The 11533-nt window shown below is 71.3% G+C and carries 10 protein-coding genes; 7 read left to right on the top strand and 3 right to left on the bottom strand.

Annotation, left to right across the window (positions count from 1 at the left end):
* Positions 1-2: 2 nt before the first annotated feature.
* Together HV824_RS08070 and HV824_RS08065 are read right to left on the bottom strand one after the other, a co-directional pair.
* Entirely contained in the window at positions 3-707 is a 705-nt protein-coding gene (locus HV824_RS08070; protein ID WP_368738036.1) for a hypothetical protein, read from the bottom strand.
* A 293-nt stretch (positions 708-1000) separates the two neighbouring features.
* Positions 1001-1438: a DUF2383 domain-containing protein gene (locus tag HV824_RS08065; RefSeq protein ID WP_176416018.1), complete on the bottom strand. Its 438-nt coding sequence runs from the start codon at positions 1436-1438 to the stop codon at positions 1001-1003.
* A 691-nt stretch (positions 1439-2129) separates the two neighbouring features.
* On the opposite strand from HV824_RS08065, the gene HV824_RS08060 reads away from it, so the two are divergent.
* Genes HV824_RS08060 through cysI form a run of 7 tightly spaced genes read left to right on the top strand, consistent with a single transcriptional unit; the run spans position 2130 to position 10470 of the window.
* Positions 2130-2852, top strand: a complete 723-nt coding sequence (locus tag HV824_RS08060) for a phosphoadenylyl-sulfate reductase (RefSeq protein ID WP_176423016.1) — start codon at positions 2130-2132, stop codon at positions 2850-2852.
* Positions 2849-3514 (top strand): bifunctional precorrin-2 dehydrogenase/sirohydrochlorin ferrochelatase, encoded by a 666-nt coding sequence (locus tag HV824_RS08055; RefSeq protein ID WP_176423026.1) that lies wholly within the window; start codon positions 2849-2851, stop codon positions 3512-3514. The genes HV824_RS08060 and HV824_RS08055 overlap by 4 nt, the downstream gene beginning before the upstream one ends.
* Positions 3511-4311, top strand: a complete 801-nt coding sequence (gene cobA / locus HV824_RS08050; RefSeq protein ID WP_176423015.1) for a uroporphyrinogen-III C-methyltransferase — start codon at positions 3511-3513, stop codon at positions 4309-4311. The genes HV824_RS08055 and cobA overlap by 4 nt, the downstream gene beginning before the upstream one ends.
* Positions 4304-5221: a sulfate adenylyltransferase subunit CysD gene (gene cysD / locus HV824_RS08045; protein WP_176416015.1), complete on the top strand. Its 918-nt coding sequence runs from the start codon at positions 4304-4306 to the stop codon at positions 5219-5221. The genes cobA and cysD overlap by 8 nt, the downstream gene beginning before the upstream one ends.
* Complete coding sequence (locus HV824_RS08040) at positions 5221-6933, top strand: GTP-binding protein (protein ID WP_176423014.1); 1713 nt, start codon at positions 5221-5223, stop codon at positions 6931-6933. Before cysD ends, HV824_RS08040 begins: the two co-directional genes overlap by 1 nt.
* Complete coding sequence (locus tag HV824_RS08035) at positions 6930-8756, top strand: assimilatory sulfite reductase (NADPH) flavoprotein subunit (protein ID WP_176423013.1); 1827 nt, start codon at positions 6930-6932, stop codon at positions 8754-8756. The genes HV824_RS08040 and HV824_RS08035 overlap by 4 nt, the downstream gene beginning before the upstream one ends.
* Before the next feature lie 25 nt (positions 8757-8781).
* Complete coding sequence (gene cysI, locus HV824_RS08030) at positions 8782-10470, top strand: assimilatory sulfite reductase (NADPH) hemoprotein subunit (protein ID WP_176423012.1); 1689 nt, start codon at positions 8782-8784, stop codon at positions 10468-10470.
* A 24-nt stretch (positions 10471-10494) separates the two neighbouring features.
* On the opposite strand, the gene HV824_RS08025 is transcribed toward cysI, so the two are convergent.
* On the bottom strand, positions 10495-11457 hold the full coding sequence (locus tag HV824_RS08025) for a trans-aconitate 2-methyltransferase (protein ID WP_176423011.1): 963 nt from the start codon (positions 11455-11457) through the stop codon (positions 10495-10497).
* Positions 11458-11533 lie beyond the last annotated feature (76 nt).

The following is an 11533-nucleotide window of genomic DNA, read 5'->3' as shown; positions in this document are numbered from 1 at the left end:
GGCTACGACTGCTGGGACAGCGCGCCCAGCTCGCGCAGCATGCGGACGGAGACCTGGGCGTTGCGCCACGCGAAGACCGTCTCGGACAGGTGGTCCGCCATCCACGAGCAGAAGCCCGGGTCTCCGGCGCCCAGCCACGCGGCGGACTCGGACAGCTCCGTCTCGGCGGCTTCCCACGCGCGCCGGTAGGCGCTGGCCGCGGTCATCAGCTCGGACAGGGAGTGGGTGAACGCGTCCAGGGCCGCGCGCAGCTCCAGTGGCGCGCCCGGCTCACCCCGGCGGGAATCGCGCAGCCGCCCCAGATGAACCAGGAGCCCTTGCTCCAGCGCGGCGGCGGTCCCCAGCCGCGCCTGGGCGCCGTGGAGCAGGACCTGGAGGTCCTCGCCCAACTCATGCAGCAGCTCCTCGTTGGAGCGCGCCACCGGGCGTCCCAGCCTCGTACACACCGCCTGCCACAGGCTGCTGTACCCCAGGAGCTCCGCCACGCCGCGGCGCACGTGAGGCGGGACACGGTCCAGGAACTCGAGCGCGCATTGACGGGCGGACGTGGCCAGGGGGCCCGCGCCCGGACCCGCCTTCGCGCACTTCAGCACCCGCCAGGCCCACTGGAGCGTCGTCTCCGTTGAGCGGAAGAGGGCTTCACAGCCCGCGCTCAGCGTCCCCGCGTGGCTGGCGTCCATCAGCGAGGAGGAGGAGGTCGCGGGCACGGTCCGGGCTTCCTCGCCGGCGACCTGCTCCGGGCGTGAATCACGTTCCGATGAACCGCGGTCCGGCGACATGCTCCGCCTCCCCAAACGCGACGAGCCAACCCCAGGTATCGCATGCCATGCGCGCAAGCTCCAGCACCCCGCCAGGGGCGGGTTCGGGGCGCCGCGCGGGGCCTGAGGCAGTCGCGGTTTTCTGGAGCTGCGAGCCGGTGTCGGGTCGCACGGTTTGAGAAAAGTCCGGCCGGGCGCCTGGAACGAGGCGCCCGGCCGACGTGCATCCGCGCGGCGCGCCCTCAGTGAAGGGTGCGCTTGAGACGACTGAGCCGCTCATGCGTCCGCTTCTGCGCGGGAATCAACTCCGTCCGCACGAAGCGGCGGGCCTCGCCATGCACCTGGTCCGCGTCGCGCTGGTAGTCGGCGAGGCCATGGTCCTCGCCCTCCTCCAGCGCCTGGATGGCGGACTTCTCGCCCAGGATGTCCGCGCCGCCTTGGACCAGCTTGGCGAAGGTGCCCCAGATGCCAGAGCCCTCCGCGGGCTCACCGCCCATCCTCAGGATGCGCTCTCGAATCTCCTCGACCCGGTGCTCGTGGTCTTGCTGGCAGTACTCCAGCGCGTCACGGGCCAGTCCGTCGGAGACGTGCCCGATTGCCTGACGATAGGTCTCCACGGCGGAGATTTCGCCGCGCAGGAACGAGTTGAGCGTCTCGACGTCCTTGTTGGTGCTCGCCATCAATGACCTCCATGGGTGACAGGTGAATGCGGCTTGCCGCAAAGGTGATGCCCGTTGCCGCATGGGCAACGAGCGCCCGCCTCCCCGCCTCCTTCCCACGTCCACGCGGACGTTCACCCCACGGCGCCCGGCCACGCCCCCCAGGCGGGCGGACGAGCGACCGTCCCCCTCGGGCAAGCCCAGGCCCGCACACCACCTTGAGGAGGACCGGTTGACGCGCGCATGAGACAGCCGCTAGCGTAGGTCTTCGCGATGACGCACTCCCACACACCGACCGCCGCGCCGTTTGCCAGCCGCTGCTGTCTGTCGTGTGCTTGTTGTCGTCAGCCGGCCCTGGGTTGTTGACGCGCATACGGGAAGCCCTTCCAAGCCTCCCTCCTCGCGCTCCTCCCGGCCCGGTCTCCTCTCCCAGGAACCGGGCCGTTTTCGTTTCCGCTCCCAGCCCCGCACCGCTCGCCCATGTCCTTTACCGCCACCGACGCCCGTGTCCCCCACGCTCCCGCGCTCCCCGCCGGGTGTGATGACGCCTGCGCCATGGGCGGCGCGTGCTGTCTGTGCTGTGCGTGTCCCGAGTGTCCGCCTTCAGGCGGGTGCCGAGCATCGAGAAGCGTGTAGCGCGTCCTTCTCGAACCTTCTTGCTCGTGCGGCCCGCCCTCGAAAGAGGCGGGCCATTTCTTTTTCCGGAGTCACCATGTCCCCCCCGCTGCCCCATGCCTCGGCCCTGCTCGCCGAAGCCTCTGTTGTGAAGGACGCCCCCGCGCAGGACCTCCTCGCCTGGGCCGAGCGCCGCTTCGGCGCGCGCGCGGCCATCGCCTCCAGCTTCGGCGTGGAGGATATGGTCCTCATCGACCTGGCGCGCCAGCACGCGCCCAGCCTGCGCCTCTTCACGCTCGACACCGGACGCCTGCCCCCGGAGACCTACGAGCTCATGGAGGTGGTCCGGAAGCGCTACGGCGTCACCGTGGAGACGTACTTCCCGGAGCGCGCGCGCGTGGAGGCGCTGGAGTCCACGCAGGGCTACTTCTCCTTCCGCCAGAGCCTGGAGGCGCGCAAGGCGTGCTGCGCCATCCGCAAGGTGGAGCCCCTGGCGCGCGCGCTCGCGGGCCAACAGGCGTGGGTGACGGGGCTGCGCCGCGAGCAGTCCGTCACCCGCACCGACGTGGCGACGCTGGAGGTGGACAGCGCGCATGGGCTGCTCAAGCTCAACCCGCTGGCCACGTGGAGCAGCCGGGACATCTGGGCCTACGTCCGGGCGAACGGCGTGCCCTACAACGCGCTCCATGACCGCGGCTACCCTTCCATCGGCTGCGCGCCCTGCACGCGCGCGGTGAAGCCCTACGAAGACGAGCGCGCGGGCCGCTGGTGGTGGGAGTCCGCGGAGAACCGCGAGTGCGGCCTCCACCCGGTCCGATGACGCGCGCCATGCCTTCACACGTCATGGACTATCCCGTGTGCCTCCGGCTCGAGGGCCGCTCCGTCCTGCTGGTGGGCGGCGGCGCCATCGCGGAGGGCCGTGCCATCGCGGTGCTCGACGCCGGCGCGCGGCTGCGCGTCATCGCGCCGGAGGCCACCGCCACGCTGCGCCGGCTCGCGGCCGACGGACGCCTGGAGTGGCTGCCCCGGCCCTACGCGGCCGGCGACGTGCGCGGCCATCACCTGGTGCTCGCGGCCACGGACGACGCGGCCGTGAGCCGGCAGGTGGCCACCGAAGCCCGAACCCTGGGCCTGTGGGTCAACACCGCGGACGAACCCGCGCTGTGTGACTTCACCCTGCCCTCCGTCGGCAGGCGCGGCCCCATCACCGTCGCCGTGTCCTCCGCGGGGCGGGCCCCCGCGCTCGCCAGCCACCTGCGCAAGACGCTCACCGCCCAGGTGACGCGACACCACGTCTGGCTGGCGCGACTCAGCGGCTGGCTTCGCGAGCACCTGCCCCGAGGCGCGGCGCGCCAGCGGCTGCTGAAACAGGTGGCGGTGGGAGACATCGGCGCGCTGCTGCAGCGGGGCGAGCGCAAGGCCGCCTGGACGCAGCTCCGCGCGGAGCTGAAGCACTTGAAGATTCCTGGAGAGACACCATGAGAGAGCAGACGAGAGGCCGCGTGTTCCTGGTCGGCGCGGGCCCGGGAGACCCAGAGCTGTTGACCTTGCGCGCCGCGCGCGTGCTCAGGGAGGCGGACACCGTCGTCCACGACCGGCTGGTCCACCCCGGGGTGCTCGAGCATGCCAGGCCCCACGCCCGGCTCATCTACGTGGGAAAGGAGGGCGGCGGCGACTCCGTGAGCCAGGAGGAGATTCACGCCGTCCTCATCGCCCAGGCGCTGCTGGGGCGCCGCGTGGTGCGGCTCAAGGGTGGTGACTCCTTCGTCTTCGGCCGCGGCGGCGAGGAGGCGCTCGCGCTGGAGGAAGCGGGCATCCCCTATGAAGTCGTGCCGGGCCTCACCGCCGGGACGGCCGTGCCCGCGGCGGCGGCCATCCCCGTCACGCACCGAGGCATCTCCGGCGCGGTGACGTTCGCCACCGCGTACCGGGGCGGCAGCGCGCCGGACTGGGACTTCCTTGCGAAGGCCCAGACGCTGGTCCTCTACATGGCGGGGAGCCGGCTGGAGGAGACGGTGCGCGCATTGGTCGGCGCGGGGCGCTCCGCGGCCACTCCGGCCGCCGTGGTGGAGGCGGGGACCTGGGAGCATCAACGGGTGGTGGAGGCGCCGCTGCGCCACATCGCCCAGGCGGTGACGCGGGACGGGCTCGGCTCGCCGTCGCTGCTCATCGTGGGCGAGGTCGTCTCGTTGCGCGCGCGCCTGCCTTCACTGGTGGCGCAGGGAACCTTGGAGCATGGACACACGCCAGCGCGCGTGGCGGAGGGCGGTCATGAGTGAGCACACGTTCGCGCGGGCGTCCCACCTGTCGGAGCTGGAGGCGGAGAGCATCCACATCCTCCGGGAGACGGTGGCCGAGTTCGCCAACCCGGTGATGCTCTACAGCATCGGCAAGGACTCCCAGGTCCTGCTGCACCTGGCGCGCAAGGCCTTCCACCCCGCGCCCCTGCCCTTCCCGCTGCTCCACGTGGACACCACCTGGAAGTTCCGGGACATGTATGCGTTCCGGGACGCCTTCGTGGCGCGCCACGGCCTGCGCCTCATCGTCCACCAGAACCAGCGCGCGCTGGCCGAGGGCATCAACCCCTTCGACCACGGCAGCCAGAAGTACACCCACGCGATGAAGACGCAGTCGCTGTTGGAGGCGCTGGCGAAGCATGGCTTCGACGCGGCCTTCGGCGGCGCGCGGCGCGACGAGGAGAAGTCCCGCGCCAAGGAGCGGGTGTTCTCCTTCCGGGACAGGCATGGCCAGTGGGACCCGCGCCGCCAGCGGCCGGAGGTGTGGAACCTCTTCAACGGCCGCGTCGACGCGGGCGAGAGCATGCGCGTCTTCCCGCTGTCCAACTGGACGGAGCTGGACGTGTGGCACTACGTGCTGCGCGAGCGCATCCCCGTGGTGCCGCTCTACTTCGCGGCGGAGCGCCCGGTGATTGACCGGGGCGGCACGCTGCTCATGGTGGATGACGAGCGCATGCGGCTGCGGCCCGGCGAGAAACCCGAGCTGCGGCGCGTGCGGTTCCGAACGCTGGGCTGCTACCCGCTCAGCGGCGCCATCGAGTCCTCCGCCACCACGGTGGAGACCGTCATCCACGAGATGGTGAACGCCCGCCAGTCCGAGCGACAGGGCCGGCTCATCGACCACGACGAAGAGGGCTCCATGGAGCTCAAGAAGCGCGAGGGCTACTTCTAATGGACACCGGCTTGCAGCAGATGCTCGACCAGCACTCCGCCCGGGAGCTGCTCCGGCTCGTCGTGGTCGGCTCCGTGGATGACGGGAAGTCCACCCTCATCGGCAGGCTCCTCTACGAGTGCGACGGGCTCTTCGAGGACCAGATCTCCGCCGTGCGGAAGGCCAGCGCGAAGCGGGCCGCCGCCGCCGCGGCCGTGCCCTCCCAGGTGCTGGCCCAGGGCCTGAAGGCCGCGGCCGGCGCCGACGAGGAGGAGCTGGACTTCTCCCTCTTCACGGACGGCCTGCGCGCCGAGCGCGAGCAGGGCATCACCATCGACGTCGCCTACCGCTACCTGAGCACCCCGCGGCGCAAGGTCATCGTCGCGGACACGCCGGGCCACATCCAGTACACGCGCAACATGGCCACCGGCGCCTCCACGGCGGACGCGGCGGTCATCCTGGTGGACGCGCGGCTGGGCGTGCTGCCGCAGACGCGCCGCCACGCGTACATCGCCTCGCTGCTGGGCATCCCCTACCTGGCCGTGGTGGTGAACAAGATGGACCTCACGGGCTTCGACCGGGACGCCTTCGAGCGCATCGGCACCGAGCTGGTGGACTTCGCCCACGCGCTCGGCTTCGAGGGCGTGCGGCTCTTTCCCGTCAGCGCCAGCCGCGGGGACAACATCACCCGGCCCAGCGCCCGCACGCCCTGGCACGAAGGCGGCACGCTGCTCGCGTGGCTGGAGTCGCTGCCCCACCAGCGACGGCAGGACGACGCGCCCTTCCGCTTCCCCGTCCAGTACGTGCTCCGGCCCCACCAGGACTACCGCGGGCTGGCGGGACAGATTGCCTCCGGCACCGTCCGCGTCGGCGATGAAATCCAGGTCCATCCCTCCGGGCGGCGCACGCGCGTGGCGGGCATCGACACCTTCGATGGACCGCTGGAGGAGGCCGCGTCCCCCGCGTCCGTCACGCTGAGGCTCGCGGACGAAGTGGACGCCAGCCGAGGCGACATGCTGGCCCACGTGGCGCAGCCGCCGCTGTCGCTCCACCAGCTCGACGCGATGCTCGTGTGGTTCGGGGAGCAGCCGCTGGACTGCTCGCGCCGCTACCTGGTGAAGCAGGCCTCACGCACCGCGCCCGCGCACATCGAGCGGGTGCTGTGGCGCAAGGAGCTGGCGGACCTGTCCGAGCAGCCCGCCGAGTCCCTGTCGCTCAACGACATCGGCCGGGTGCGGGTGGTGTGCCGTCGGCCGCTGCTGACGGACGCGTACCGCGACAACCGCCGCACGGGCGCCTTCATCGTCATCGACGCGCTCACCCACGACACGGTGGGGGCGGGCATGGTCCTGGGGCCGGTGGAGGACTCCGCGCGGGGCGATGTAGCCGCCTCGCTCGTCACGCAGCCCGAGCGGCGGGGACGACTGGGCCAGCCCGGCGCCATCGTCCTGCTGCCCGCCACGCCGGACGCGGGCTCACGCGCATTCCAGTTGGAGCGCCGGCTGTTCGACCTGGGCTGGCATGTCGCCACCGCCCCCGGTGACGTGGAGGTGGCGCTGGCGCTCGCTGCGGCGGGACTGGTGGCCCTGGTCCACAGCGACACGCCCCAGACGCGCCGGGCCCTGCGCGAGGAGGCCCGCGACGCTGGCGCCGCGTGGCTGGAGCTGGAAGCCAGCGAAGACCTGGAGCAACACCTCGGCCAAATCCTCACCCTCCGGGAGGCCGCACGATGAGCGCATCCCCTGCCACCCATGCGCCCCCGTTCATCAACGCGCTGCTGGGTGAGGACAAGAGCGCCCTGCTGCTCAAGCTCGTGGAGGGGATGGACACCTCCGCCCTGCACTGGCTGAGCGGCTACACCGCGGGCCTGGCCGTCCGTGCGCCCCAGGCCACCGTCATCCCCGTGACGCCCGCGCCCGTGGCCGCGCCCGCCGCTCCCTTCACCATCATCTACGGGACGCAGACGGGAAACAGCCGCCTCCTGGCCGAGCGCCTCAAGCACCAGGTGGAGTCCGCCGGGCTCGCCGCGCGGCTGTTCCGGGCCAGCGACTATCCGGTGCGGGAGCTGGCCAAGGAGAAGCTGCTCTGCGTGGTCATCAGCACCCAGGGAGACGGCGACCCGCCGGACGATGCACGGGGCTTCTGTGAGTTCATCCTCGGCAAGCGCGCGCCTCGCGTGGAGGGGCTGCGCTACGCCGTGCTCGGGTTGGGAGACTCCAGCTACCCGCGCTTCTGCGAAGTGGGCAGGCTGCTCGACATCCGCTTCGCGGAGCTGGGCGCCAGCCGGCTGTTGGAGCGCGCCGACTGCGACGTGGACTTCGAGCCCGTGGCCAAGGGCTGGCTCGACCAGGCCTTCACCCTGGCGCGCGAAGCATTGACTCCGCGGGCGGCGGTGACGGCCACCGTCGTGCCGCTGCGGGAGCCGAACGCCGCGCCCGCGTTCACCAAGGAAGCGCCCTACACCGCGGAGGTGCTGCTCAACCAGCGAATCACCGCGCGCGGCGCGCTCAAGGACGTGCGGCACGTGGAGCTGTCGCTCGCGGGCTCCGGGTTGGAGTACGCCCCTGGCGACGCGCTGGGGGTGTGGCCCCACAATCCGCCGGAGCTGGTGGCGTCCTTCCTGTCCGAGCTGCGCCTGGACGGCGAAGCGCCTGTCACGCGCGAGGGCCGCACGCTCCCGCTGGCGCGCTGGCTGAGCGACGAGCTGGAAATCACGAAGCTCAACCGCCCCTTCCTGGAGCGACACGCCAGGCTGTCCGGCAGTTCGGCGCTGCGCGAAGTGCTCGAACCGGGCCGCGCCGAGGCCTTCCGCGCGCTGCTGGCGGGACATCAAGTCATTGACTTGCTCCGCGCCCACGAGGCCACCTGGGACGCCACCGAGCTGGTCCAGGCCCTTCGCCGGCTCACGCCCCGGCTGTACTCGATTGCCTCCAGCGCCAAACGCGTGGGTGAAGAGGCGCACCTCACGGTGGCGGTGGTGGACTACACGGCCTTCGACCTGCGGCACTTCGGCGCGGCGTCGTTCCACCTGGCCACGCGCGCGGCCGGCACCGACGCGGTCCGCGTCTTCATCGAACCGAACGAGCGCTTCCGGCTGCCGGAGGACGGCGACAAGGACGTGCTGATGATTGGCCCAGGCACCGGCGTGGCGCCCTTCCGGGCCTTCGTCCAGGAGCGCGCGGAGACCGGGGCGAAGGGCCGCAACTGGCTCTTCTTCGGTGAGCAGCACTTCCGCACCCAGTTCCTCTACCAGACGGAGTGGCAGGAGGCGCTGAAGAAGCAGACGCTGCACCGGCTGTCGCTCGCCTTCTCGCGGGACCGCGCGCAGAAGGTCTACGTGCAGCACCGGCTGCGTGAGTCCGGACGTGACGTCTACGAATGGCTCGAAGGCGGCGCCCACCTCTACGTGTGCGGCGACGCCCAGCGCATGGCCCCCGATGTCCACGAGGCGCTGGTGGACGTCGTCTCCACCCACGGCGGCAAGCGCCGTGAGGACGCGCACGCCTGGCTGGAGTCCCTGCGTGAGCAGCGGCGCTACCTGCGCGACGTCTACTGACCTATTTGCGATTGCGAGCAACGACATGAGCCCTCAGCCCAAGCCGCTCTCCGAAGTGGAGCACATCAAGACCCAGAGCCGACTGCTCCGGGGAAGTCTGGCGGAGAGCCTGGAGGACCCGGTGACGGGCGGCCTCGCCACGCCGGACACCAGCCTCATCAAGTTCCACGGCAGCTATCAGCAGGACGACCGCGACCTGCGCGAGGAGCGGCGTCAGCAGAAGCTGGAGCCCGACTACAGCTTCATGCTCCGCACCCGCCTGCCTGGGGGCGTGTGCACGCCGGCCCAGTGGCTGGCGATGGACGCCCTGGCGCGCGAGCACGCCAACCACACGCTGCGCATCACCACGCGGCAGGCCTTCCAACTGCACGGCATCATCAAGGACGACCTCCGGCCCACCATCGCCCGCATCAACGACGCGATGATGGACACGCTGGCCGCCTGCGGCGATGTGAACCGCAACGTGCTGTGCAACCCCAACCCGGTGGACTCGCGCGTTCACGAGACGGTGTACCAGTGGGCGGTGCGCCTCTCCGAGCACCTGCTGCCGAAGACGCGCGCCTACTACGAAATCTGGCTGGGGAAGGAGAAGGTGGCCGGCGGTGAGGAGGAGCCCATCTACGGCCCCACCTACCTGCCCCGGAAGTTCAAGGCCGCCGTGGCCGTTCCGCCCCTCAACGACGTGGATGTCTTCGCGCAGGACCTGGGCTTCATCGCCATCATCGAGGGCGACGCGCTCGTGGGCTTCAACGTCTCCGTGGGCGGCGGCATGGGCGCCACGCATGGTGACGCGGCCACCTATCCCCGGCTGGCGGACGTCGTCGGCTTCATCCCGCCGGAGCAGACGCTCGCCGTCGCCGAGGAGGTGGTGAAGATTCATCGCGACTTTGGGGACCGCGCCAACCGCAAGCACGCGCGCCTGAAGTACGTCCTGGAGGAGCGAGGTGTGCCCTGGTTCACGGCGGAGCTGGAGAAGCGGCTCGGCTTCGTGCTCCAGCCAGCGCGCCCGTTCGCCTTCGAGCACAACGGAGACCGCTTCGGTTGGACGGAAGGCCATGACGGCCAGTGGCACCTGACGCTGCACCTGGACAGCGGCCGCGTGGCGGACCGGCCCGGCGCCACGCACCTGACGGGCCTGCGGGAAATCGCGCGCATCCACACCGGGGACTTCCGCCTCACGGCGAATCAGAACCTCGTCATCGCCGGTGTGACGCCCGAGGCCCGCGCGGCCATCGACGCGCTGGTGACGACGCACGCGCTGGACAGCTTCCGCAGCGCCAGCCCCGTGCGGCGCAACGCGCTGGCCTGCGTGGCGCTGCCGACGTGCGGGCTCGCCATGGCGGAGGCGGAGCGCTACCTGCCCGCCTTCGTGGGACGGCTGGAGGACCGGCTGCGGGCGCACGGGCTGCAGGACGCCAACCTGCTGCTCCGCATCACCGGGTGCCCCAATGGGTGTGCGAGGCCGTACCTGGCGGAGGTGGGGCTCGTGGGCAAGGCGCCCGGTCGCTACAACCTGCACCTGGGCGGCGACGCGCGAGGCCAGCGCCTCAACCGCCTCTACCGGGAGAACATCGACGAGGACGCCATCCTCGCCGCGCTGGAGCCACTGTTCGAAGGCTACGCGCGCGAGCGACATCCCGGTGAAGGCTTCGGTGACTTCGTGGTGCGCGCGGGCCACGTCCCCAGCCCGTCCGCCCAGGCTCGGCCGTCCTGAGCCAGCGCGGGCGGCGAGCCGTGCTCAGCCGCCCGCGTCCCGCACCGCCGTGAGGAGCAGGTCGTACTTGCCGCTCAGGAAGGTGCGGAAGCCGTGCTGGTGCAGGTAACGGCGGTAGAAGGACAGGTCCTTCACCAGCAGCGACAGGTCGGGCTCGCGCAGGTTCCGCACCCGCGCGCCATAGACGACCTCGCCATCCCGGAAGCGGGAGTTGGGAAAACCCAGCAGCAGCGCCGAGCGCGGCTCCAGGTGCTCTTGCACGAGCTTGCGCAGCAGCGCATGGTCATCCACGCCGGGGCTCTGCAACGTGCCCACGGACACCACCAGGTGGAAGCGCCCCAGGTCCTCCGGCAGCGCGTTGAGGTCGGCGACGACGAAGCGGTGCCGCGCATCGGGGAAGCGAGCGCGCGCCTCTTCAAGGGCGCTGGCGCTGTGGTCCACCCCCACGAAGCGCACGTCCGGGCGCTCTTCGAGCCACGCGAACGCCGCCAGCTCATCCCCGCGATTGACGCCCAGGTCGAGCACGCGAGCGGACGCCGGCAACCGGATGCGCCCGAGCGCTTCGAGCCACGGCAACAAGAAGCCCGCATCCTCCAGCTTGCGCAGGCGAGCGAATGCGGAGGCCGCGCCGTAGCGCTCTTGCGGTGACACCGCCTCCTCCGCCATGCCTCCCGCGTGCCACGGCGCCTCGGCCCCCAGCCGCTCGAAGGTCAGCGCGATGTGCGTCGCGTCCACCGCGCGGGGCGTGAGCAGCCGGCACGCGAGCCCCTCCGCCAGGTCGCACCAACTGCGCAGGGGCCGATGGAGCAGCGCGCCAGACGGCCCCACGCGCTCGCCGGGGTAGCAGCCCCTGCCCAGGTCCGGGTCTGGCACCTCGATGGTGACGGGCCCGGCACCGAGCGACGCCAGCAAATGCCGATGGATGTCGAACAGGGACTCGGCATGGAAGCGGCGAGCGTGCGCGGCGGACTCGGTGGGGCTCGGCATGATGGCGCGGAGCCTATCGCGGCATCTGTCCTGTTCCGTGGCTTCCGAGCCGTGCACAATCTCCCCCCCAATCGAA

The organism is Myxococcus sp. AM009 (genome assembly GCF_013372605.1).
GTDB classification, from domain to species: domain Bacteria; phylum Myxococcota; class Myxococcia; order Myxococcales; family Myxococcaceae; genus Myxococcus; species Myxococcus vastator.
Note: the sequence above shows the minus strand (reverse complement) of the source record. Positions and strands in the feature narration are given on the sequence as shown.